Genomic DNA, 23,072 nt, shown 5'->3' with positions numbered 1-23,072 from the left:
ATGGCCGACCATCAGCGTGATACGAGTCCGGCCCGCCGGGAATGCCCCTTTTCGGGGGAACTTCCCGGCGAACGGAGGAGTCACGCGCTCAGCGGCCGGCCTTCCGGTTCTTGGCCTTGGCCGCGCGACGACCCTTCAGGTACGCCCGGGGCCCGGCGATCATGCCGCGCCGGTTCGCCTTGAGCAGCTCCCGTGGGAAGTCGTCCTGCAGCGTGGAGACCCGCAGGCTGTCGCTGCCGGTGAGGTCGCGCAGCGCGCTCGGTACCAGCTTGAGCAGCGGCCACAGCAGGCCGGGCCGGTGCATCAGCAGGCTCGTGTACGCCGCGGTGAGCCCCGCGCCGTACCCGACCATCTGCTTCTCCAGGCCCGCGAGGTCGCGCCGGTGGTAGTGATGGGTGACCGCCGTGGGCTGGTAGACGATCGTGCCGCCGTCGACCAGTACCTGGGTGAAGGCGAGGGTGTCCTCCGAGCCCATCGCGGGGGTGCCGGCGCCCAGCGCGGTGTCGAACCCGCCGATCCGCTCGATGACGCCCGCCCGGAACGTCATGTTCGCGCCCGTGCCGAACGGGGGCAGCGGGTACAGCGGGCTCTGCCGGTGCGCGGTGGCCGGGCTGAACACGTCCGGCTTGAAGCCGCGGCCCTTGCTGTGGCCGCCGAACTGCTCGAACCACAGCTGCGCCTGGGTCTCCAGCTCGGCCGGGACGATCACGCCGGAGACGACGTCCGCCTCGGGGTGCTCGGCCAGTGCCCGGGCCACCTCGGCCAGCCAGTTGGGGTCGGCGTACTCGTCGTCGTCGATCCAGGCGAGGATCTCGCCCGGCGCGGCCGCGACCGCGGCGTTGCGGGCGAACGACAGCCCCGCCTTCGGCTCCAGCAGGTAGTCGACCGGGCCGCGCCGGGCCGCGGAGCGGACCACCTCGGCGGTCGCGTCGGTCTCGGGCGCGTTGTCGACCACCAGCACCCGGAAGTCCGGGTAGTTCTGGGTGATCAGGCTGTCCAGGCAGCGGGCGAGCGCGCCGGGGCGTTCCCGGGTGCAGATCACCACGGTGATCGGTGGGGCGTCCGCCAGCACCTCGCGGCGGCGGGCCAGGAAGGCGGGCTCGGTCTCCGGGGTGATCCCGTCGACCGGCAGGGCCTCCAGGCCGAACTCGGCCAGCCGCGGCCGCAGGCTCGCGCCCAGCTCGGCGTCGATCGCGGCGGCCAGCTCCCCGGGGCGCAGGCCCGCTTCGGGTACGTCGAGCAGCAGCGTACCGATCGGCTCGGTGAACAAGCGGACCAGGAACCACGTCTTGGCGATGCGCCGCCCGTCCTCGCCCACGGCGCCCACGGTGGGCAGCGGGTCGGACAGGTCGACGTCGTACACGGCGGCGGGTAGCACCTCACCAGTGTGCTCGATCGCGGGCCGGGTCAGGACCTCGTCGGCGCGTGGCGCGGGCACCCGTACCTTGCCATTCACTCCGGCGGTCACTGGGCCGCCTCGGCGGCGGCGACGGGGGCCGGGCGCCGCGCCGCGCGGCGGCTGGCGACGGTCTCCACCGCCCCGCCCCAGCCCGCGGCGGCCACTCCGGCGACCACGCTGCCGGCGCGCAGGGCGTGCGCGACGCCCCGGCCCCGGCTCGCGGCGGCGAGGTTGCGGACCACCGCCTTGGGCAGGGACCACAGGTAGTCACGCTCGGCGCCGAGGCTCTCCGAACCATCCAGCAGGCCCGCCATCTGCACCTTGCCGCGCCCCTCGGCGTAGCAGCGGCGCAGGAAGAAGCTGAACGTGGACGCCTGGGCGGGCACCTCGTGCCGGATCACGGCGTCCGGGACGTACATCCAGCCGCCACCGGCGTGGGCGCTCATCCGCAGGCACAGCTCGGTGTCCTCGGGACGCGCCTGGTTGCCCTTCTTCCCGAAGCCGGTACGGAAGCCGCCGACCGCCATGAACGTCTCCCGGCGCACCACCATGCTGGCCGACCAGACGTTGCGGATGGGCGCCGTGGCGGTCGGCATGCCGGTGTACGAACCGCCGACAGCCCAGAGGAACTCGTCCGGCATCCACCGGGGCCGGGTGGTCTCCCACGCCGGGTTGATCCCACCGCCCGCGCCGACCACGGCCGGGTCGGCGAAGGGCGCCACGAGCTTGCGCAGCCAGTCGGTCGCGGCGACCACGTCGTCGTCGAGGAACGCGATCAGCGGCGTGTTGGTGTGGAACGCGCCGGTGTTCCGGTTGCCCGAGACGCCCTGGGCGTACAGGTTCTCCAGCACGGTCACGCCGGGCAGGTCACGCCGGGCCCGGCGGTACAGCTCCGGGTTGTGGTCGACGACGACGACCACCTCGGCGGCCGGGTAGTCCTGGGACCTGGCGGACGCGACGGTCCGGACAAGCATCGACCAGCGCTTCTCGCTGTGGGTCGGGATGACGATGCTGACGGCAGGGCGGAAGGTGGGGTTCTCCACGCGAAGAGCTCCTCGACAGGCGGCGGGACCGGGGGGCAGGGGCGCGGTGAGGGATCAGTCCTCGAGCGTCGCGCGGGCCCGCCGGGCGTTGATGTCATCCGTACGGCGGGTGCCGACCTCGCGGGTGCCACGGTTGATGCGCGCCACGTGCGGACGGCTCTCCGAGCGGTTGCGGCCCGGCGTCGCCGGCCGGTTCACGATCTGCTCGAGGCTGGTCTGCGCCGGGATGCGGGCGGAGGTGGTCTCGGTCGTGGCGGTGGTGGCGCCGTCGGCCTGGACCTGCTCGGCCGCAACCTGCTCGGCCGCAACCTGCTCGGTCTGGACCTGCTCCACCGGGACCTGCTGGGCCGGGACCTGCTGGGCCGGGATCTGGGCGGCGGTGCCGCGGTGGCGGGCCTTGTGCTGGCCGCGGGCACGGCCGTACTCGCTGAAGATGGTCCGCAGCACCCGGAAGCCGTCGCGGAAGGTGTTGAGGTTGGTCTCGCCGTGGATGCGCTCGTGCTCGATGCTGCCGACCTCGCCGACCTTCATGCCGTCCACCGCGGCCCGGATGTTGATCATCGTCTCGATCTCGAAGCCGTCGCCCCACAGCTTGCTGCCGTCGGCCGGGCGGGGCAGGTTGACGTCCGGCAGGTCCAGCACCGGGACGACCCGGCGCCAGAACGCGTTGTAGCCGTAGCACAAGTCGGTGAACTTCGTTCCGAAAAGGACATTTACCACGAGGTTGAGGCCGTCGTTGCCCAGCTTGCGCAGCCGGGTGATGTCGTGGCTGTGGCCGCCCTTGGCGAAGCGCGAACCCTTCACGAATTCGGCGCCGCCGACCAGCTCGGCCACGAAGAGTGGGATCTCAGCCGGGTCGGTCGAGCCGTCCGCATCGATCATCACGATGATGTCGCCGGTGCAGGCCGCGAAGCCGCACGCGAGTGCGTTGCCCTTGCCGGTACGGGTCTGCTGTACCACCACGACGTCCGGGCGCAGTTCCCGGGCCACCTCGACGGTGCGGTCCACGGACCCGCCATCGACCACGATCACCTCGTCCACGCCCTCCGGCAACTTCCCGAAGACGTGCGGCAGGTTCCGTTCCTCGTTGAGGGTAGGAATGACGACGCTTACCTTCGGTGATGAATCTCCGTTACGAGGCGTGTTGCCCGAGCTGGAGGAAAGCTGCATGTCGGTCCCTTTCCGGGGCGGCAGATGCGGTCGAATCAGGCGCTTTCGGTGGTGAAAACGCAGGCGACTTGTCACTGCTGCCAAATCTAGCAACCCGCTACGTAGCGTCAACTAACCAAAGGGACAGCGTGACCCCATCGGCGCGGGCTGCCGCCGCCAACCGGATGAGCAGGGGGTATGCTCTCGGGCAACAATGGTGGCCATAAGCACTCATCCGTCACATCCAGTAGCGGACGCGGGATGCCACGAAGGCATTGCAAAGGGCAATTCGGACATAACCGATATTCCCCTACAGTCGTGGTTGTTAAAAGACAAAAAAATAATGTCGGATTCCTCCGTGTGAAACCCATCACGCGGGGCGTTCATTACAGAGGGTGTTGCTGCGGGTGCAGGACGGTTGCAGGGGCCGTCAACGCCCGTCACCTACAGAGAGATGGATAGGTTGATCCGGTGACCCATTGGCCCGCCTGGAGTCAGAGAGTGTGCGAACCAACACCTTGGGTAACCCGGTGAACCGGCAGGACGCGCTGTGTGTCTGCGGCCATCAGCGTCGCGCTCACGAGCATCACCGCAGGGGGACCGACTGCACGTTCTGCGGGGCGGACCGCTGCGCCCGCTTCCGCCCTCCCCGCTGGTGGCGCCGGGCCGCATGATCCGGATCACGCCCCGGCGGGCCGCGCGGCGTCGCACCTTTCCGCTGGCCTAGCGTCACCGCACACACTCCGGTTCCCGGCGCCCGCCGTCATCCCCGGCCGGGCAGCAGCCGCGGTGCCGTCCATGGCGGGGCCCGTCCCACGAGGACAGGCTCCGTCATGCCCACACTTCCCGGATCCGCCGCCCGGATCCGCCGCGCTTGCGCGGCCGGCGCGCCCGACCGCCCAGTTCGGACTCAACGCGGCCAGCCGCATTCGTTGTCCGTCGCCCGTACCCGAATGGGCGGCAGCCTGCGGACTACAACGGCACCGTTGTACCGTGATCGCACGGGCAGGTCGCCAGGGCGGAGGTCGCGATGGGCGAGGCCGTGATGACGACACGCCGGCAGGCCGACGGGGCGATCGTCGTCGACGTGCGGGGCTCGCTGGACGCCGCCACGGTCGACGCGTTGCGGGCCACCCTGCTGGCTACTCTGCACGGTGAGCGCCCGGTCAGCATGATCGTCGACCTGACCTTCGTCACCTTCATGGACTCGATAGGGGTGGGCGCGCTGGTCACCGGGGCGAACGCGGCGCGCGAGGTGGGTGCCCGGTTCACGCTGCGCAACCCGAGCGAATTCGTCCACCGCCAGTTGCGGGTCACCGGGCTCGCGGAGGTCTTCGGCCTGCCCGGCACCCCCTGGGCGTCGCAGGCCCACCCCGGCTGACGCCGTACGGTGCGCCCGGCGATCCCCGCCGTCGCGCGGTTAGCGCGGCGCGCCGAACCGGGCCAGGTAGTGCCAGACCTTCTTGAGGTCCTGGCCGTCGTAGCGGCCGGTGCGCGCGGCGTCGCCGATCACGCGCGGGGTCAGCCGGTCGTCCGCCGCGAGTTCGGCGCCCAGCTCGACGTACTTCCGACCGCGATAGCCGGGATGGCGCCGCAGCTCCGCCACGGTGAGGTGAAAGCCGTGATGCCACTCCAAAGGGCAGGGCAGCCGCGCGGCGGCGGCCTCGACGTCGGTGCCCCGGTAACTCGGATCCAGGACGAGCGCCTCGACGTCACCGTCGAGCCGGACGGGCTGGTGCACCTGGGCCTCGATGTAGTCGTCCAGCCGGTCCGGCCAGTCGGCGGCGGCCAGCTCGATCAGCGACATCCGGTCCGCCACCGCGAAGGCCGTCGGCTCCAGATGGCTGTCCGGATAACAGAACGTGGCCCGGGACACGGCCGCCCCGGTCAGGCGCAGGTGCGCCGATCCGAAGCGGGGTGCGGCGCCCACCGGGCTACGCCGGACGTTCAGTGCACCGTAGACGGGTCGTAGGTGGGCGGGAGCGGCGTCATAGGCGCCGCCGAAGATGCGGCTCTCCCAGCGCCACCGGTCGCCACCCGGATAGGCGGTCAGCCCGCCGTTGCTGGTGCCGGTGACGAATTGGGAGACGTACGTACCGTCGGCCGCGAGGGCCGCCAGGATCGGGGTGCCGCCCACGAGGCGATCCGGATGGAAGTTCAGCGTGATCCGCAGCGCCGGGTCCACCGGCGCTCCGCGGGACCGGGCCGCGACGTGGCGCAGCGCCCGCTGCCACGGTTCCTCGCCGTCCCGTCCGGATCGCACCGGGCACATGTACCACGATCCGCATCGGTCCACGTATGGAGTTCGGCTGAACACGTCTGTACCGTTGTGAACATGAGTGTTCGCGTGGCTCGGCGGCGCTCCGCCGTACGTCTGGCCACCGCGGCCGCCCTGCTCGACGTCGCGGTCGAAGTCCTCGTCGCCGACCCCGCCGCGTCGCTCGCCGAGGTCGCCGAGGCGGCCGGCATCGGCCGCACCACCCTGCACAAGCACTACGCCACCCGCGACGACCTGCTGCGCGCGGTCGGCCACCGGGCCATCGACCTGTGGGAGCAGCGGATCGGTACGGCCGTGCGCGCCGCCGACGCCCCCGACGGCGGGCTGCGCGCGCTCGCCGAGGCGATGATCGCGGTGGGCCCGCACCTCGCGTTCCTGTGGCGCAACCCGATCTTCGACCACGCCGAGGACATCGGCCGGCGGTGGAAGAGCGTCGAGCCGCAGGCCCTCACCGTCCTCAAGCGGGCCCGCGACCGGGGTCTGCTGCGCGCCGAGGTCGCCGACCACTGGCTGCTGCAGACCTTCTACTCCCTCGTGTACGTCGCCGCCGAATCCGTCTACTCCGGACACCTCGCCCCCCGCTCCGCCCCCGACCTCGTGGTGGACACCTACACCCGGGGACTGGGCGCACCCTGACGAAAGGGCCCCGCACATGGCCGACCTGCGTCGCACCGCCGCCTTCGCCGCCGCTCTCTACCGCCGCCGCCTCGAATTCGCCTACCACGGATACGTACGCCGCGACCCGATGTCGCTGCTGCACCTGCGGGCCGGGCGGGAGAACCCGTACGCCGTGTACGACGGGATGCGCCAGGCCGGTCCGCTCGCCCCGACGCGGCTGGGCAACTGGGTCACCGTCAGCCATTCCGTCTGCGGCACGGTGCTGCGCGACCGGCGCTTCGGCGTCAACGCCACCGAGCTGACCGTGACCGCACCCGGCGACGAGTTCGACATGTCGTTCCTCGACCGGGACCCGCCCGACCACACCCGGCTGCGCCGCCTCGCCCAACCCGCGTTCAGCCCCCGGCAGATGGCCGGCTACCGCCCCCGCGTCGAAGCCCGCGTCGACGAGCTGCTCGACCGGGCCGGGGACGACTTCGACCTGGTCTCCGCGTTCGCGGCCCCGCTGCCGATCGCGGTCATCACCGACCTGCTCGGGGTGCCCGACGCCGACGCGGACCGGTTCACCCGGTACGGCGCCGTCATCGGCAGCGCCCTGGAGGGCATCCACTCCCTGCGCCACGCCGCCCGGCTCAAGGCCGCCAACGACGAGCTGCGCGCACTGTTCGAGAGCCTGTTCGCGTTGCGCCGGCGGGAGCCCGCCGACGACGTGATCAGCCGGATCGTCGCCGCCGAGGGCGACCAGATCCAGCCCGGCGAGATGCTGCCGATGTGCTCGCTGCTGCTGGTCGCGGGCTTCGAGACCACGGTCAACCTGATCGGCAACGCGGTGCACGCGCTGCTGGGGCACCCGCGGCAGTGGGCCGACCTGTGCGCCGACCCGGCCGGGCTGGCCGGCCCGGCCATCGAGGAGACCCTGCGCTGGGACCCGCCCGTGCAGCGCACGGCCCGGTGCGCGCAGCAGGACGTCGAGCTGGAAGGCCGCACGGTCGCCAAGGGCAAGTTCGTGGTGACCCTGCTCGGCGCCGCGAACCGCGACCCCGAGGTGTGGCGTGAGCCGGACCGCTTCGACATCCACCGCGAGCAGACCGCCGACCACCTGGCGTTCTCCAGCGGCATCCACTACTGCGTGGGCGCGCCGCTGGCGCGGCTGGAGGCGACCATCGCGCTGCGGCGCCTCGCCGAGCGCCTGCCCGGCCTGCGCCGCAACGGCCCGCTGCGCCGCCGCGCCTCCAGCGTCGTCCGCGGCCCGCTGCACCTGCCGGTACGCACCTCGGCCCCCGCCCGCCGCGTGGACCACGGCCTGAGCGCCTGAACCGGGGCGTCGTGATCCCGGTCCGCCCGACATTCCGGGCGGACCCGTCGAGCGCCGGCAGGACTGTCGGAGGTGGTGCCTAGAGTCGGGGAGTGCTCGTCCGGATCGAAGGCGTCGACCTGCCCGGCCGCGGCGGCGGTGCCGAGGCGGCCGCCCTGCGCCTGGGCAATGTGCACGTCGGCCTGCAGCGCCGCGCCGAGGTGGTGGCGCGGGTGCGCGCCGACGCCGCCTCGGCGAGCTGGGAGCTCGACGTCGCCACCCGCGAGGTCGACGGCCTGCTCGACGTCTCCGGCCCGTACGTCCACGGGCGGCCCGGCGCCCGCTTCCTGTACCTGAGCTGGGGCGGAGTCGACGGCGACGAGTTCGCCATGTTCCGCCGCGCCAAGCTGATGTTCGGCGACGTTCCCGGTGCGCTGCTGCGCGCCGCGCACGCCGGTGCCGGGGTGCTCGCGGGGCGTCTGGGCCTCACCGATCCGGCGGGCGGGCCGCGCTGTGCCCGGGTCCGCCCGCCGGACATCACCTGGCGGCTGGCCGAGTCGTGACGGACCCGATGGCGCACGGCCACGACCCGGACGCCGTGCGGGTGGTGCACGGCTTCGTCGCGCGTGACGGCAGTCTCGGCGTGTGGGCGGAGGCCGGCATCATCGGCACCGAACCCGGCGCGGGAAACGACACCGGCCCCGAGGTGGTGCCGCCACCCGCCGACGGCCGACCCACCGGATCCCGATCCGTGTCGCACGGCCGGGCGCGGCGGGCGCGGGGCGCCAGCCCGCCACACCCGTTCGCCGTGGACCCCGGGCCGGTCCCCGGCGGCGGCCCGGTGCCGGACATGCCCCCGACCGGTCCGACCCGGCCGGTGACCCTGCTGCTGCCCTCGACCGGGGCCGGACCCCTGCCCTCGCCGCAGCTCGGCCTGCCACCGCGCCGGGGGACTGCGCGGCTGCGCCCGTGGGCGGTGCACGCCGTGACCGTGCCCGCCGTGCCGGACGACCTGGCCGACGCGCTCGGCGCCCGCCCCGCCCCGTCGCTGACCTGGCTGGCCGAGCTCACCACGTTCGCCGCCGACCTGGTGACCCGGGGGCGGGTCCTGCCCGCGGTGATCGCCGACGGAGCCCGGCCGCGCGCCCGCTGGCGGCCGGTGCTCGCCGGTGCCGACACGGCCCGGCACGCCGACCTGTTGCGCCGCATGCCACCCGCCTGCCGCGCCGAGCGGGTCCGGCCCGGCGAGGTGGCGGGGCTGCCGGCCGCCGACACGCTGCACGCCGCGCTGGGGCGACTCGTCGACTCCGACGTCCGGCGGCGGCTGGCCGGGTGCGGGCCCGCCGGCGCGCCGTGGCTGGCCGCGCTGACCGGTGACCCCGAGTTCGACGCGCCACCCGACGAGCTCGACCGGCTCACCGCGGCACTGGACGACTGGCACGCCCAGGCCACCAGCGGCACCGCCGTGCGGGTCTGCTTCCGGCTGTCCCACCTGCCCGACCCGGACACCCTGCCCGACCCGGACACCGCCGGCACGGACCGCTGGCTGCTGGAGTTCCTCCTGCAGGCCCGCGACGAGCCCAGCGCGCTCGTACCGGCCGCCGAGGTGTGGCGTGACCGCACGGCCCCGTTGCGCCGCTGGACGCACCACCCGCAGGAACGGCTGCTGGCCGGCCTGGGCCGGGCGGCCCGGCTGCTGCCCGAGCTAGACCCGGCCCTGGACGCGGCGCGGCCCACCGAGCTGATCCTCGACACGCCGGGTGCGTACCGGTTCCTCTCCGCCGCGCCCGTGCTGGAGCAGGCCGGGTTCGGGGTGCTGGTGCCCGCCTGGTGGCGGGAACCGCACGGTCTCGGCCTGTCGCTGCAGGTGCGCACGCCCGACCAGATCAGCCCGGTGCTGCGCGACGACGCGGTCGACCTCGCCACCATCGTCGAGTACCGGTGGGGGCTGGCGCTCGGAGGCCGCACCCTGACCGAGGACGAACTAGCAGACCTGGCCCGGGCCAAGGTGCCGCTGGTACGGCTGCGCGGCCGCTGGGTCCACCTGGACGCGCAGCACCTGCGGGCCGGACTGACCTTCCTGCGGCGCGGCGGCGGCACGATGACCGCCGGGGACGCGCTGCGCCTGGTCCGGCTGCTGCCGCCCGAGGAACTGCCGCTGCCGGTCACCGCCACCGGCGGCACGGGGTGGCTGGCCGACCTGCTCGGCGGCGAGGCCGAACAGCGGCTGGAGCTCGTCGAGGCGCCCGCCGCACTGGTCGGCGAGCTGCGGCCGTACCAGCGGCGGGGGTTGTCCTGGCTGGCGTTCCTCGACCGCCTGGGCCTGGGTGCCTGCCTCGCCGACGACATGGGACTCGGCAAGACCGTCCAGTTGCTGGCCCTGCTGCTGCACGCCGGGACAGGCCCCACCCTGCTGATCTGCCCGCTGTCCGTACTGGGCAACTGGCAGCGCGAGGCGGCCCGGTTCGCCCCCGGGCTGGTCGTGCGGGTGCTGCACGGCGCCGACCGGCCCGACCCGGCACACCTGGCCGACGGGTGCGACGTGGTGCTGACCACGTACGCCACCGCCACCCGCGACGCCGCCGCGCTCGCCGCCGTGGCCTGGGACCGGATCGTGCTGGACGAGGCGCAGCACATCAAGAACAGCGCCAGCGCGGTCGCCCGGGCGGTGCGGCGCATCCCGGCCCGGGCCCGGGTCGCGCTCACCGGCACCCCGGTGGAGAACCGGCTGGCCGAACTCTGGTCCATCCTGGACTTCCTCAACCCCGGAATGCTCGGCCCCGCACACACCTTCCGGGCCCGGTTCGCGGTGCCGATCGAGCGGTACGCCGACGACGGCGCCGCCGACCGGCTGCGCCAGGCCACCCGGCCGTTCCTGCTGCGCCGGGTCAAGACCGACCCGGCGGTCCTGTCCGACCTGCCCGACAAGCGGCACGTCCGGCACCTGTGCGGGCTCACCCCCGAGCAGGCCACCCTGTACCAGGCCGTCCTGGATGAGCTGCTGGGCCGCCTCGCCGAGGCGCACGACAAGCGCCGCAAGGGCATCGTGCTGGCCGCCATGACCAAGCTCAAGCAGGTCTGCAACCATCCCGCCCACCTGCTCGGCGACGGCTCGCCGCTGCCCGGCCGTTCCGGCAAGCTGGAACGCCTGGAGGAGATCCTCGACCGGGTCCTCGCCGACGGGGAACGGGCCCTGTGCTTCACCCAGTACGCCCGCTTCGGAGCCATGCTGGCGCCGCACCTCGCCGCCCGCTTCGGCGTGCCGGTGCGCTACCTGCACGGCGGCACCCCGCGAGCCGCCCGCGACGAGCTGGTCGCCCACTTCCAGGCCGACCGGCGGCCGGGGATCCTCGTGCTGTCGCTGAAGGCGGGCGGCACCGGCCTCAACCTCACCGCCGCCAACCACGTCGTGCACGTCGACCGGTGGTGGAATCCGGCCACCGAGGCGCAGGCGACCGACCGGGCGTTCCGGATCGGACAGGACCGCGACGTCCAGGTGCACACGCTCGTCTGCCTCGGCACGCTGGAGGAGCGCATCGACCGTCTCCTGCTCGACAAGGGCACCCTCGCCCAGCGGGTCGTCGGCACGGGGGAGGGGTGGCTCACCGCACTGTCCACTGCGGAGCTGCGTGACCTGCTGGCCCTGGACCCGGAGGCGATCGGTGACTGAACCCCGCTCCCGGCAACGCTTCTCCGCGCCGTTCCTCACCATGGTCGAGGCGCTGCGGATGGGCCCGACGTTCGCTCGGGGGCGCCGCGACGCCCGCGCCGGGCACGTGCGCAGCCTCACCATCTCCAGCAGCCTCGTGGTGGCGCAGGTCCGCGCGGGCGAGGAGCCCACCGCGCACCGGGCCAGGATCGCGGTGCGGGCCTTCGGCGCCGCCGAGTGGGCCCGCGTCGAGGACGAGCTGGCGACCCAGACCCGCTACGTCGCGGACCTGTTCGCGGGGCGCATGCCCGACGACGTCGCGGCGGTGTTCGCCGGGGCCGGGCTGAGCCTGCTGCCGCTGGCGCTGGACGAGGTGGCGATGGACTGCACGTGCGAACGGTGGCCGATGCCGTGCGTGCACCTCGCCGCGACCTGCTACGCGCTGGCGGACTCGCTGGACACGGATCCGTTCGGCGCGTTCGCCTGGCGCGGGCGCGGCCGCGACGAGTTGCTGGAGCGGCTGCGGCAGTTGCGCGGTGCCGCCGCCCACGCCGATCCCGAGCCCCCCGCCGAGCCGCCGGACGACGGCGACCTCGGCGACCTCGCGGACTTCTGGGGCGCCGGTGGCCCGCCCGCGACCACCGAACCGTCGCCCTCCGGTCCGGGCTGGGCGGGCACCGGAGAGGTGTGGCTGGGTACGGCGCCGCTGGCCGGTGGGCGGCCGGACGCGCTGCTGGACGAGTTCGACGCCCCCGCGCTCGGATCCGGCGGTCGTACCCTCACCGACGTGCTGCGCGGCGCGTACCGGGCGCTGGGGACCGACCCCGCGGAAATTCGCCATGCGTACGGCCAACCGCCCGGCCACACCCTCGGTCACTGACCGCGCCTTTCGGCCCGGCCCACTGTGGAGGGTGACGCTCCGGCCCGCCTGGAGGGTTGGGATCGCGGCAGCAGGGTAGTCGACGGCTACGGCGCATTCATCGAAGTGTGAGGAGGCCGTGATGCAACCGTTCACGTTCAACCCTTGGAACTGGCGCGATCCCGCTCTGCTTGGCGGCTACTCCGACGCGGGCGCACGCACGCCCGACGCCGGACCGACCAGCGACCTCCGCGCGGACCAGCAGGCCAGCCTGGATCTCACCGGCTACCACGTCGAGGCCCTCGATGGCCGGATCGGCTCGATCGACGAGGCCAGCTACGACGTCGGCAGCGCCCTGCTGGTCGTGGACACCGGCCCGTGGATCTTCGGACGGAAGGTGCTGTTGCCCGCCGGCACGGTGCAGCGGGTCGACCACGAGGACCGCAAGGTCTACGTCGACCGCACCAAGGAACAGATCAAGAGCTCTCCTGAGTACGACAAGGACACCTTCAGCACCCCGGAGTACCGCGAGCAGGTGGGCGACTACTACGTCGGCAGCTACCGCGACGCACCGCCGAGGTGAGCGCGCGAAACACCGCCGCCGGCCCCCGTGGGGGCCGGCGGCGTGTGCCGGTGATGGCCGGTCGCCACGCGTCGGCGGCCCGGACGGTGCGGAGCAGGAAGCCGCGCAGCAGCAACCGCTCGCCGGACAGGGAGGTATACGAGTGGTCGCCGCCCGCCGTCACGGCTGTCGCGCCGGGCCCGCCGTCACGGCTGTCGCGCCGGGCCCGCCGTCACGGCTGTCGCGCCGGGCCTGCCGTCACGCGCTGTCGCGCTGGGCCCGCCGTCACGCGCTGTCGCGCTGGGCCTGCCGCCGTGCCCCCGAGGCGGCGCTGGCCGCCTGCCGCTTGCGGGCGGCCTGACCGGCTGCGGGAGACGCACGCTTCGGGGTCGCCGCACGCTTGGCGGGCCCGGCCGGGCGGGTCGCGGCCGGGCGCCGGGACGCCGTCGGCGGCGCCATGTTGCGCGCCTGCCGGGCGGCGGCCAGGCGTTCGGTGCGCAGCAGCTGCGCGCTGCGCCGGGCGGCGGCCGCCAGTTGCCGGCTGACCCGGGCCAAGGCGTCCTCGAAGACCTCTGCCTTCTCCGCGTTGCGCGTGTTCTTCGGCCGGGCCTTGCCCCGTCCGCCGAACTCGGCGACGCGGGAGCTGGCCTCGCGGCGGTACAGGCCCACGTACTTGTTCCGGGCCCGGCGGATCCGCTCGTGCAACTGCACCAGGGCGTCCTCGTCGGCGTTGATGATCTGCTCGCGCTCGGTTTCGCGGACCAGCGCCAGCTCAGCCTCGGTCAGGGAGTTCAGAAGCGCCTTCATATCCCAGACCATATGGCCGCGATCGGCTCCGTTTCCGCAGATTGCCGGTCATCAAACAGAAATCCTCAGAAGGCGCGTACCACGGCGGCGACGCGTTGCCGCAGCTGCGGCAGCCGGGCGTACAACTGGTCGCCGGGGCACAGGGTCGCGCCGGCCGCCGGGTTGGCGGTGTGCCAGTCCTGGTGGCCGGCGATCGTCGCGATCGTGGCCGTGGCGCCGGACACCGGGTTGACGTACCGCGTGGTGCCGAGCGGGTCCAGCCCGGTCGCCGAGGCCAGCAGCGCCAGCACCACCGTCAGCGACCGCAGGGACGCGGCGGACGGCGGCGTGACCATGTAGTTGCCGAGCAGGCAGATCCCGATGTTGCCCGCGTTGAACCCGCCCACGTGCGCGCCGTTGACCATCAGCGGGTGACCGTCCGGGCCGCGCTGCGGCCCGAAGACCGGAATCCGGTCGGGATCGGAGTACGTGCCTTCGTACACCCGGCCGTCGGCGTCGATGAGCAGCTGGTAGCCGATGTCGCCCCAGTCCATGGCCACGGCCTGGTTGTAGTAGATCCCGCGGATGTGCGCGATCGGGTCCGGCTCCGGATCGTCCTCGCCGCTGTGGTGCACCGTCAGGGTCTGCACACCGTAGAACGCGGGCGGGGTGTCCAGGGTGCCGTCGGGGTTGTAGCGGTACGACTCGTCGGCGCCCCACGCGGCGCGGCTCAGGTAGCGCGGGCGCCACGCACAGCCCGCGGCCCGGGGCAGCGGCAGGAGGGGAGCCACCGGCGCCGCCGTGGCCCGGACCGGGCCGGCCACGGTGTTCAGCTCGGTGACCTCGACCGGGGCGCCGTCGCTGCGGCGTACCTGATACTCCACGGCGCCCGCGGCCGGGACCAGCGCGCGAGGTTCGGCGCCCGGGTGGTCGGGGCCGCCCGGGCAGCCGGACGCCGGGCGCCACGGCTGCCAGCCGTCGGCGGTGCGCAGCCGGACCTGCGCCGGCCCGGAGACCACGAGGTGGGTGGGCGTCAACTCCGGGGTGATCACCTGGCCGCCGCCGAGCGGGCCCCGCGCCGCCCGCACCGTCGCCGCCACCGTGCCCGCGCCCCCGGTGGTCGCAGGCGTGGCGGTGTCATCGGCGTGCGGGGGCGTGGCCGGACTGGCGCTGGCCCGGGCCGCCGGTGCGGCGGACAACGGCAGCGCGGCGGCGAGACCACCCGCGCCGCGCAGTACGGATCGACGGGAAACCATGTCCGTCAACCTACCGGCAGGCCGCAAACCCGGCCCGGCCGGACCCGCGGTTTGCGGGCGCCGCTGACGGCGTGCCGGTGGCAGGACCGGGCGCAACGGCACCGTGGGGTGGCGGCGCTGCGGTAGAACCGTCGCATGCGTACGCCGTTGCCCGGGCTTGACCTCGCCGTCCCCCTCATCGCCGCACCCATGGCCGGTGGTGCCTCCACCACGGCGCTGGTGGCCGCCGCCGCCCACGCGGGCGGTGCCGGTTTCGTCCCCGGCGGATACCGCACCCCCGACGAGCTCGCCGAGCAGATCGCCGCGGTCCGCGCGGCCGGCGTGCCGTTCGGGGTCAACCTGTTCGCGCCGCCGCCGGTGCCGGTCGACCCGGACGCGTTCCGCCGGTACGCCGACGACCTGGAGCCGGACGCCGAGACGCTGGGCCTCACCCTGCGCGGCAACACGCCGGTCGAGGACGACGACCACTGGCGGGCCAAGCTGGACCTGCTGCTGGCCGACCCCGTACCCGTGGTGAGCTTCACCTTCGGCATCCCGGAGCGGCGCACGGTCACCGCGTTGCGCCGGGCCGGGACGCTCACCTGGCAGACCGTGACGGATCCGACCGAGGCGCTGGCCGCGGCGGACGCCGGGGTCGACGCGCTGATCGTGCAGGCCGCGGCGGCGGGCGGCCACTCGGGCACGCTCAGCCCGCACCGGCCGCTGCCGGAGCTGCGGCTCACCGACCTGCTGGCGGCGGTCCGCGCCCGCACGGGGTTGCCGACGTTGGCGGCCGGCGGCATCGGCACGGCCGCGGACGTGGCCGCCGCCGGGCGCGCCGGTGCCGCCGCGGTGGTCGTCGGGACCGTGCTGCTGCGTACGCGGGAGAGCGGCACCTCGGCGACGTACCGGGCGGCGCTGGCCGAGGGGCGGCGGGACACCGTGCTCACCCGGGCGTTCACGGGGCGCCCGGCGCGCGGGCTGCGCAACGACTTCATCGACCGCAACACGGCCCGCGCCCCGCTCGGCTACCCGGCGATCCACCACCTGACCGCGCCGGTGCGCCGCGCGGCGGCGGCCGCCGGGGATCCGGAACGCCTGCACCTGTGGGCGGGCACCGGCTACCGGCACGCCCGCGAGGAGCCGCTGGCCGAGACGTTCCGGCGGCTCTACCAGGGCGCGGGGGCGTAGTCCTTGAGGAAGCAGCCGTACAGGTCCTCGCCGCGCTCGCCGCGCACGATCGGGTCGTAGACCCGGGCCGCACCGTCGACCAGGTCCAGCGGGGCGTGGAAACCCTCGTCGGCCAGGCGGGACTTGGTCGGGTGCGGACGTTCGTCGGTGATCCAGCCGGTGTCCACACTGGTCATGAGGATGCCGTCGGTGAACAGGTCCGCCGCGCTGGTGCGGGTCAGCATGTTCAGCGCCGCCTTGGCCATGTTGGTGTGCGGGTGCCCCGCACCCTTGTAGCCGCGGTTGAACACGCCTTCCATCGCGGAGACGTTCACCACGTAGCGGCGGGGGAAGCTCGACGCGGTCATGGCCGCGCGCAGGCGGCTGACCAGCACGAACGGCGCGGTCACGTTGCACAGTTGCACTTCGAGCAGTTCCCGCGCGTCGACCTCGTGCACCCGGTCGCTCCAGCTGTTGGTGGCGGCCAGGTCGGGCACGAGGCCGCCCGCGTCGATCGCGGTCGACCCGGCGACCAGCGCCAGCGCGGTCACCGCCTCCGGGGTGATCGGCACGGTCGTACCGGCCGACGGGTCGCCGGGCGAGGACGGGCCGGTCAGCGCGGCGGCCGCGGAACGGCCGCCGAGGAACTCCAGCTCCGGCAGGGGCCCGTCGGGCAGCGCCGCGGACTCGGCGGCCACCAGCGCGGAGTAGGCGCCGGCGGAGCGCCGTACCGTCTGGGCCGCGTTGTTGATCAGGATGTCCAGCGGCCCGCGGGCCGCGACCGAGTCGGCCAGCGCCACCACCTGGGCCGGGTCCCGCAGGTCGATGCCGACCACCCGCAGCCGGTGCAGCCAGTCCGCGCTGTCCGGCATCGCCGCGAAGCGGCGCACGGCGTCGTTCGGGAAGCGGGTGGTGATGGTGGTGTGGGCGCCGTCGCGCAGCAGCCGCAGGGCGATGTACATGCCGATCTTGGCCCGGCCGCCGGTGAGCAGGGCCCGCCGCCCGGTCAGATCGGTACGGGCGTCGCGGCGCTCGTGGTGGCGCGCCGCGCACTCCGGGCACAACTGGTGGTAGAACGCGTCCACCTCGCGGTACCGCTGCTTGCACACGTAGCAGGCGCGGGCGCGGTGCAGCGTCCCGGCGCTGCGCCCGGCGGTGATCGTGCTCAGCGGCAGCCCCGCCGTCTCGTCGTCGATGCGGCCCGGCGCGGCGGTCGCGGTGGCCGCGTCGACCGCCCCGTCGGCGCGGCGGATCGCGTCCCGGCGCTCCTCGCGGCGGCGCTGCTTGACGACCTTGAACATCCCGGCCGTGGCCCGCCGGACCGCGACCGCGTCCGGGTGCTCCACCGGCAGCTCCTGCACCTCGGCCAGGACCTCCAGGCACAGCGCCAGGCGGTCCGGGTCCACCCCGGCCAGGCCGGGATCAGCGGCGGTCGTCATCAGCTTCCCTCCGTGGCCACGCGGGGCCGGGGCCGACCCGGCTCAGCGCAGCGTGGCCGCCTCCAGGGCGACCCCGCCGCAGTCGTCGTTGAACGACTGCTCGGTGATCCAGGTCAGCTTCAGTGTGCCGTCCTTCGGGGCCCGGTACGTCACCGTGAACACCGCCGTGGCGAGATCGCCGTCGCGCTGCTCGAACGTGGCCGTCCCACTGGCCGCGCCCGTGGTCAGCTTCGCGGTGAGGCGACCGCGGGCGGCGACCGCGCCAATGTACAACCGCAAGGTTCGGCTGGTACGGGTGGCCGGAGCGGAGATGGTGAAGCCGTTGCCCTTGTCACAGGTGCGGATGCCGGTGGGCGTACCGTCGGAATTGTCGACCGGTGAGCCGTCCGTCCAGGTGAACCGCTGCGGGCTCAGCGCGTGCCGGAAGCGGGGCGCGGTCGGCGCGCCCTCCAGGATCTGGAAGTCGCCGTCGCGGTCGCGCTCCAGGGAGAACGTGCCGGCCTCGCCCCAGTGCACCCAGTCCCGCGATCCCTCGTCGGACAGGTCGACCTCGTCCGGAACCCCGGAGCGGTTGATGGACACCGAGCCGCGGTCGGGCGGCGGCGACGTACGCGCCGGGCTCCTGCTCGGCGACGGGGTCGGCGAGCTCGACGGGCTGGGCGACCCGCTGGGCAGCGGGATGGTCTGCTCCGGGGTGGGTTCGAGCTGCACCCCGCCCAGCGCGGGCGGCTGCGGCCCGGTGATCGCGGCCTTGTCCTCGCGCCGGGACCCGCTGATGATGAAGGCAAACGCCACCACCAGCAGCACCCCCGCGAGGATCACCGCGGCGGGCATCAGGAATTCGCTGAGGCGGCGCTGCGAACGGCCGTCGCTGAGCAGGATCGACGGTACGGCCGGGCCGCGGCGTCCCGCGCTGCGGTAGCCGTAACTTGTCTGGCGGCCGGTGCCCGCGGCACCGTACGGCCGCTGCCCTCCTGCCTGCCCGCGCCCTTCTGGGTGCGGCCGGCGTACCGGCCCGCGGTCGTCGTCGGGCAACCGACCCTCCTCGGTCGTCCGTGGCTGGCCGTCGTGGCCGTCGTGCGGCCGCGCGGGCAGCCCGTGTGCTGCTGTGCTGGCTGGTCGGCGGTGTGTGCGCCGCCACCCGTGGTCCGGGGGCTACACGATCTCATTTCGATGGGTCACGAACCAGAGCGGAATCGGTTACCGAGCCAACGGTCGATCTTTGGGTACGGTGGACCGGCGGTGTCCGCCCTGTCCCGGCTGCCGCCCGATGCCCGGAAAGCCGCGTCACACCTCGGCGACGACCAGGTCGAGCTGGCGGGGCCGGCCGGTGGCCGCGGGTGCCTCCTCGACGGTGTGCCCGAGGTCGCGCAGCGCGGCGACCAGCTTGTCCACGGTGCGTGGCGCCGCACCGGCGGCGGCCAGGGTGCGCACCAGCCGGCCCTTGGTGGCCTTGTTGAAATGGCTCACCACGCTGCGCCGGGTGACGCCGTCGACCGTACGTTCGTGCAGCACCCGCACCGTGGCGGTCCGCCCGGCGACCGGCCCGGTGGGTGCCCACATGGCGCCGTACGCGCCGGAGCGCAGGTCCAGCACGGGGCCCTCGCCCGCCGCCCGGTCCAGCGCCGGGCCCAGGGCCTTGCGCCAGTACGCACCCAGGCCCCCGATCGTCGGCAGGCTGACCCCCACCGAGCACCGGTACGCGGGGATCCGGTCGCCCGGCCGCACCACCCCCCACAGCCCGGAGAAGACCACCGCCCGGGAGTCCGCCCACGCCCGCGCGGCCGGGTCCAGCCCGGTCAGGTCCAGCGCCTCGTACAGCACCCCGGTGTAGACCTCGGCGGCGGGAGCGGCGGCCGCCTGCGCCAGGCCCGCGTTGCGGCTCACCTCGGCCCGCTGTCCGGCGCTGAGCCCCAGCGTGGTCAGGGAGTCGGCGACGCCGCGCGCGCTGCGGCGCCGGCACAGGGCGACCAGCCGGTTGAGCACCCGCCGGCGGGCCGGGGCGAGCTCGGGCAGCCACAGGGTGGACAGGTTGACCGGGTCGCCGGCGGCCGGGGCGGTCTTGCCCTCCGACGGCGGCAGCAGGATCAGCACCCGGCAGAGGCTACCGTCGGGCGGAGATCCCGGGCCGGTCAGGCGGGCGGCCCCGCCCCCGGCACGGTGATCGTGGTGGTGACGGTGGCCTGGTCGATGTCGGACACCCGCACGGTGAACCGGACCTCGTAGGTGCCGGCCAGCGGGAAGGTGAGCGCGCCGACCGCGTGGTGGCGTGGCAGCAGCGGCAGCATCGGCGTACGTACCGGCTCGATGTCCGTCCCGTTCAGCCGGGTCGTGATCGTCCACTCCTCGGCGGGCAGCGGCGCCCCCGCCGGGGTGTACACGAACGCGTGCACCGTGTTGTTCTCGCCGACCTCGACGGGATACACGTTGAACTGCAGGGTGAACAGCGGGCTGCTCAGCGTCTGGGAGACTCCGGAGTCCGACGCGGCGGCCCGTTCGGCCGCGACGCTGCGTCCCGGGGTGACCTGCACCAGCACCGCGCTGAGCCCGAGCACCACGCAGGTGGCGGCGGCCTCCACGGCCACCGTGCGGCGCAGCCGGGACAGCCCGGCGGCGGGGTCGCGGCGGACCAGCCGCCGCGCGTACGCGGCGGCGCCGAGGGTGAGCGCGAGCACCGCGACCTTGGCCAGCAGCAGCCGCCCGTGCTCCGTGCCCCACAGCGCGGGCAGCGAGCCGACCTGCACGACGGACTGCACCACGCCGCCGCCGACCAGCCACACCACGGCGAGGGCGGCCCACCGGGACCAGACCGGCAGGAGCACCCCCAGCACCCGGGGATGGGCGCGCCGCAGCAGGAACACGGCGAGGGTCGCGAGGCCCCCCAGCCACACCGCCATAGCGGCCAGGTGCACCACGCCGGCGGCGGCGACCACGCCGGCCAGGGGGGCCGCCATGGCGTGCCCGGTCAGCGGCCAGGTGACCAGCGCGGCCAGGGCGAGCCCGGTCACGGTGAGCGCCCGGCCCCGGCCGGCGGTGCCGCGCAGCACCGGGGGCAGCAGTGCCGCGACCACGGCCAGCAGCGCCAGCCGGGCGGCCAGCGCCAGCCCGTACGGGCTGGCCAGGACCTGACCGAGCTCGCCCGGCGACACCTGCCACAGCGCGTCGCCGCTGGAGTTGGGGGCCTGCGTCCACAGCCCGGCCAGGGTGCCCGCCACCAGCAGGCCCAGGCCGGTGCGGACCAGCAGGATCGGGCCGCGCCGCGACAACCGGCGGGGCCACAGCAGGGCCAGCAGCAGCGCGGGGCCGACGGCCAGGGTCAGTCCCGCGTACCCGAGGAACCGGGCGGCCGGGACCGCGACCGAGACCGACGGATGCACCCCGGCGGCGGGCGGCTCGGCCGGGCGCGCCGACGGCGCGCCCACCGAGAAGGTCAGCGCGCCGCCGACCGGATGGCTGTCCGCCGAGATCACCCGGTAGCTGACCAGGTACGTCCCGAGCGGGCGGTCCGCGCGACGCACCGGGATGCGCAGCACGGTGCCCTCCGCGCGGGCGGCACCACTGATCCGGGTGCCGTCCGGCGCGAGCACCTGCACCCGCCCGGTCACGGGCGTGACCGGTTCGCTGAACACGACCGTCACCTCGGTGGGCGAGGCACCGACGACGCTGCCCGCCGCCGGTGCCGCGGCGACCATCGCGGCGTGCGCGTACGCCGGGGCGGTGGGCAGCAGCAGCACGGCGGCGCCGGCCAGCACCGCCACGATCCAGGCGGGCAGCACCCGGGCACGCGAGGCTCGGGTGGTCGGCGGCCCCCCGGCCGCGTCGTCACCAGTCACGACCAGTAGTTCGCAGCGCGGGGCGCAAAGGTTCAACGCGCGGCGAAGCCGCGGCGCCCTGATCGGCGACGATACGATCCGGGCAGGTCCATGACACAGGAGGTCATCGATGTCCGTGCACCCCCGCGCCGGCCGCCCCGCCGAGGCACCCGACGCCATCGACGTGCCCCGGGTGGTGCTCAACTACTACACCGAGCACCCGGATCCGGCGGTCGCGGAGCAGCGGGTCGCGTTCGGCACCTCGGGGCACCGGGGGTCCAGCCTGAAGGTGGCCTTCAACTCCGACCACATCGTGGCGACCAGCCAGGCCATCGTCGAGTACCGCCGGGCCCAGGGCACCGACGGCCCGCTGTTCCTCGGCCGGGACACCCACGCGCTCAGCGAGCCGGCCATGGTCAGCGCCCTGGAGGTGTTCGCGGCCAACGACGTGACGGTCCTGGTGGACAGCCGCGACGGCTACACCCCCACCCCGGCGCTGTCGCACGCCATCCTCACCCACAACCGGGGCCGCACCACGGGACTGGCCGACGGGGTGGTGGTCACGCCGTCGCACAACCCGCCGGACGACGGCGGTTTCAAGTACAACCCGCCGCACGGCGGCCCCGCCGACACGGACGCGACCACCTGGATCCAGGACCGGGCGAACGCGCTGATCGCGGACGGGCTCAAGGAGGTACGCCGGATCCCGGCGGCGCGGGCCCGCACCGCGCCCACGGTGTCGGGCTACGACTTCCTGTCGGCCTACGTCGACGACCTGCGCTCGGTCATCGACATGGATGCGATCCGTACGGCCGGGGTGCGCATCGGCGCGGACCCGCTGGGCGGCGCCAGCGTCGCCTACTGGGGCGAGATCGCCCAGCGGTACGGGCTGGACCTGACCGTGGTCAACCCGCAGGTGGACCCGACGTTCAAGTTCATGACCCTGGACTGGGACGGCAAGATCCGGATGGACTGCTCGTCGCCGTACGCGATGGCGTCGCTGATCGCCCAGAAGGACCGGTTCCAGCTCGCCACGGGCAACGACGCGGACGCGGACCGGCACGGCATCGTCACCCCGGACGGGGGCCTGATGAACCCGAACCACTACCTGGCGGTGGCGATCTCGTACCTGTTCCGGGCGCGCTCCGACTGGCCCGCCGCCGCGGCCGTGGGCAAGACCCTGGTCTCGTCGTCGATGATCGACCGGGTGGCCGCGGATCTCGGCCGCCCGCTCGTCGAGGTACCGGTGGGCTTCAAGTGGTTCGTGCCGGGTCTGCTCGACGGTTCGGTCGGCTTCGGCGGCGAGGAGAGCGCCGGGGCGTCGTTCCTGCGCCGCGACGGCAGCCCGTGGAGCACCGACAAGGACGGCATCCTGCTCGACCTGCTGGCCGCCGAGATCGTCGCGACCACCGGGCGTACCCCGAGCGAGCACTACCGGGACCTGACGGCCCGCTTCGGTGAGCCCGCGTACGCCCGCATCGACGCGCCCGCGACCCGCGCGGAGAAGGCGGTCCTGGCGAAGCTGTCGCCCCAGCAGGTCACCGCGACCGAGCTGGCCGGGGAGCCGATCACCGCGGTCCTGACCACCGCGCCGGGCAACGGCGCGGCGATCGGCGGGCTCAAGGTGGCCACCGGGTCGGGCTGGTTCGCCGCCCGGCCGTCCGGCACCGAGGACGTGTACAAGATCTACGCCGAGTCGTTCCGCGGCCCGGACCACCTGGCCACGATCCAGCAGGAGGCTCGCGCGGTCGTCGCCGCCGCCCTGCAGGGCTGACCCGC

Annotated in this window: 19 protein-coding genes; 9 read left to right on the top strand and 10 right to left on the bottom strand. The window is 74.2% G+C overall.

The genetic code is table 11. The features are described from left to right. Positions 1 to 88: 88 nt before the first annotated feature. Genes EV385_RS00515 through EV385_RS00505 form a run of 3 tightly spaced genes read right to left on the bottom strand, consistent with a single transcriptional unit; the run spans position 89 to position 3,612 of the window. Positions 89 to 1,468, bottom strand: coding sequence for a glycosyltransferase family 2 protein (locus EV385_RS00515; protein WP_242624620.1), 1,380 nt, complete (start codon positions 1,466 to 1,468; stop codon positions 89 to 91). Further along, positions 1,465 to 2,442, bottom strand: a complete 978-nt coding sequence (locus EV385_RS00510; RefSeq protein WP_165449343.1) for a glycosyltransferase family 2 protein — start codon at positions 2,440 to 2,442, stop codon at positions 1,465 to 1,467. The genes EV385_RS00515 and EV385_RS00510 overlap by 4 nt, the downstream gene beginning before the upstream one ends. 54 nt (positions 2,443 to 2,496) lie before the next feature. Next, positions 2,497 to 3,612 (bottom strand): glycosyltransferase family 2 protein, encoded by a 1,116-nt coding sequence (locus tag EV385_RS00505; protein WP_130507643.1) that lies wholly within the window; start codon positions 3,610 to 3,612, stop codon positions 2,497 to 2,499. 1,009 nt (positions 3,613 to 4,621) lie between these two features. On the opposite strand from EV385_RS00505, the gene EV385_RS00500 reads away from it, so the two are divergent. After that, positions 4,622 to 4,972 carry an STAS domain-containing protein gene (locus EV385_RS00500; protein WP_130507642.1) on the top strand — a complete coding sequence of 117 codons (351 nt, stop codon included), beginning with the start codon at positions 4,622 to 4,624 and terminating at the stop codon, positions 4,970 to 4,972. A 39-nt stretch (positions 4,973 to 5,011) separates the two neighbouring features. Here EV385_RS00500 and EV385_RS00495 read toward each other — a convergent pair whose 3' ends face one another. Further along, positions 5,012 to 5,758: a DUF3626 domain-containing protein gene (locus EV385_RS00495; protein WP_242625211.1), complete on the bottom strand. Its 747-nt coding sequence runs from the start codon at positions 5,756 to 5,758 to the stop codon at positions 5,012 to 5,014. 168 nt (positions 5,759 to 5,926) lie between these two features. Between EV385_RS00495 and EV385_RS00490 the strand changes: the two genes are divergently transcribed. The 6 genes from EV385_RS00490 to EV385_RS00465 all read left to right on the top strand — a co-directional run bounded on the left by EV385_RS00490 (position 5,927) and on the right by EV385_RS00465 (position 12,872). Continuing rightward, on the top strand, positions 5,927 to 6,505 hold the full coding sequence (locus tag EV385_RS00490) for a TetR/AcrR family transcriptional regulator (protein ID WP_165449342.1): 579 nt from the start codon (positions 5,927 to 5,929) through the stop codon (positions 6,503 to 6,505). 16 nt (positions 6,506 to 6,521) lie between these two features. Continuing rightward, complete coding sequence (locus EV385_RS00485) at positions 6,522 to 7,802, top strand: cytochrome P450 (protein ID WP_130507639.1); 1,281 nt, start codon at positions 6,522 to 6,524, stop codon at positions 7,800 to 7,802. Positions 7,803 to 7,894: 92 nt separating this feature from the next. Further along, positions 7,895 to 8,344: a DUF5990 family protein gene (locus EV385_RS00480; RefSeq protein ID WP_165449341.1), complete on the top strand. Its 450-nt coding sequence runs from the start codon at positions 7,895 to 7,897 to the stop codon at positions 8,342 to 8,344. Between the two features lie 8 nt (positions 8,345 to 8,352). Continuing rightward, complete coding sequence (locus tag EV385_RS00475; protein WP_130512972.1) at positions 8,353 to 11,451, top strand: DEAD/DEAH box helicase; 3,099 nt, start codon at positions 8,353 to 8,355, stop codon at positions 11,449 to 11,451. Continuing rightward, complete coding sequence (locus tag EV385_RS00470; RefSeq protein ID WP_242624618.1) at positions 11,444 to 12,310, top strand: SWIM zinc finger family protein; 867 nt, start codon at positions 11,444 to 11,446, stop codon at positions 12,308 to 12,310. The genes EV385_RS00475 and EV385_RS00470 overlap by 8 nt, the downstream gene beginning before the upstream one ends. Before the next feature lie 121 nt (positions 12,311 to 12,431). Beyond that, complete coding sequence (locus tag EV385_RS00465) at positions 12,432 to 12,872, top strand: PRC-barrel domain-containing protein (protein ID WP_130507638.1); 441 nt, start codon at positions 12,432 to 12,434, stop codon at positions 12,870 to 12,872. A gap of 264 nt (positions 12,873 to 13,136) precedes the next feature. Here the strand turns inward: EV385_RS00465 and EV385_RS00460 are convergent, their stop codons facing one another. Beyond that, on the bottom strand, positions 13,137 to 13,658 hold the full coding sequence (locus tag EV385_RS00460; RefSeq protein ID WP_130507637.1) for a hypothetical protein: 522 nt from the start codon (positions 13,656 to 13,658) through the stop codon (positions 13,137 to 13,139). A 65-nt stretch (positions 13,659 to 13,723) separates the two neighbouring features. Next, a complete protein-coding gene (locus tag EV385_RS00455; protein WP_130507636.1) occupies positions 13,724 to 14,893 on the bottom strand; it encodes a peptidoglycan recognition protein family protein in 1,170 nt (389 codons plus the stop codon). A 135-nt stretch (positions 14,894 to 15,028) separates the two neighbouring features. Here EV385_RS00455 and EV385_RS00450 point away from each other — a divergent pair, with 135 nt between their 5' ends. Continuing rightward, positions 15,029 to 16,063 (top strand): NAD(P)H-dependent flavin oxidoreductase, encoded by a 1,035-nt coding sequence (locus EV385_RS00450; protein ID WP_130507635.1) that lies wholly within the window; start codon positions 15,029 to 15,031, stop codon positions 16,061 to 16,063. Here EV385_RS00450 and EV385_RS00445 read toward each other — a convergent pair. The 4 genes from EV385_RS00445 to EV385_RS00430 form a co-directional block, all read right to left on the bottom strand. After that, positions 16,042 to 17,481 carry an SDR family oxidoreductase gene (locus EV385_RS00445; protein ID WP_130507634.1) on the bottom strand — a complete coding sequence of 480 codons (1,440 nt, stop codon included), beginning with the start codon at positions 17,479 to 17,481 and terminating at the stop codon, positions 16,042 to 16,044. The genes EV385_RS00450 and EV385_RS00445 overlap by 22 nt on opposite strands. Positions 17,482 to 17,523: 42 nt before the next feature. Continuing rightward, positions 17,524 to 18,516, bottom strand: a complete 993-nt coding sequence (locus EV385_RS00440) for a hypothetical protein (protein WP_242624617.1) — start codon at positions 18,514 to 18,516, stop codon at positions 17,524 to 17,526. Between the two features lie 252 nt (positions 18,517 to 18,768). Further along, a complete protein-coding gene (gene yaaA / locus EV385_RS00435) occupies positions 18,769 to 19,575 on the bottom strand; it encodes a peroxide stress protein YaaA (RefSeq protein ID WP_130507633.1) in 807 nt (268 codons plus the stop codon). 38 nt (positions 19,576 to 19,613) lie between these two features. Next, on the bottom strand, positions 19,614 to 21,314 hold the full coding sequence (locus EV385_RS00430) for a copper resistance CopC/CopD family protein (protein ID WP_242624616.1): 1,701 nt from the start codon (positions 21,312 to 21,314) through the stop codon (positions 19,614 to 19,616). A 109-nt stretch (positions 21,315 to 21,423) separates the two neighbouring features. On the opposite strand from EV385_RS00430, the gene pgm reads away from it, so the two are divergent. Then, entirely contained in the window at positions 21,424 to 23,067 is a 1,644-nt protein-coding gene (pgm, locus tag EV385_RS00425; RefSeq protein ID WP_130507632.1) for a phosphoglucomutase (alpha-D-glucose-1,6-bisphosphate-dependent), read from the top strand. The last annotated feature ends 5 nt before the right edge of the window (positions 23,068 to 23,072 follow it).

The organism is Krasilnikovia cinnamomea (assembly GCF_004217545.1).
In the GTDB taxonomy this organism is placed as follows: domain Bacteria; phylum Actinomycetota; class Actinomycetes; order Mycobacteriales; family Micromonosporaceae; genus Actinoplanes; species Actinoplanes cinnamomeus.
Note: the sequence above shows the minus strand (reverse complement) of the source record. Positions and strands in the feature narration are given on the sequence as shown.

Coding starts and splice junctions, on each gene's coding strand:
- EV385_RS00445 (WP_130507634.1), bottom strand. CDS start 17,481: ATGACGACCGCCGCTGATCCCGGCCTGGCCGGGGTGGACCCGGACCGC.
- EV385_RS00485 (WP_130507639.1), top strand. CDS start 6,522: ATGGCCGACCTGCGTCGCACCGCCGCCTTCGCCGCCGCTCTCTACCGC.
- EV385_RS00455 (WP_130507636.1), bottom strand. CDS start 14,893: ATGGTTTCCCGTCGATCCGTACTGCGCGGCGCGGGTGGTCTCGCCGCC.
- EV385_RS00500 (WP_130507642.1), top strand. CDS start 4,622: ATGGGCGAGGCCGTGATGACGACACGCCGGCAGGCCGACGGGGCGATC.
- EV385_RS00465 (WP_130507638.1), top strand. CDS start 12,432: ATGCAACCGTTCACGTTCAACCCTTGGAACTGGCGCGATCCCGCTCTG.
- pgm (WP_130507632.1), top strand. CDS start 21,424: ATGTCCGTGCACCCCCGCGCCGGCCGCCCCGCCGAGGCACCCGACGCC.
- EV385_RS00460 (WP_130507637.1), bottom strand. CDS start 13,658: ATGAAGGCGCTTCTGAACTCCCTGACCGAGGCTGAGCTGGCGCTGGTC.
- EV385_RS00475 (WP_130512972.1), top strand. CDS start 8,353: ATGGCGCACGGCCACGACCCGGACGCCGTGCGGGTGGTGCACGGCTTC.
- EV385_RS00490 (WP_165449342.1), top strand. CDS start 5,927: ATGAGTGTTCGCGTGGCTCGGCGGCGCTCCGCCGTACGTCTGGCCACC.
- EV385_RS00505 (WP_130507643.1), bottom strand. CDS start 3,612: ATGCAGCTTTCCTCCAGCTCGGGCAACACGCCTCGTAACGGAGATTCA.
- EV385_RS00450 (WP_130507635.1), top strand. CDS start 15,029: ATGCGTACGCCGTTGCCCGGGCTTGACCTCGCCGTCCCCCTCATCGCC.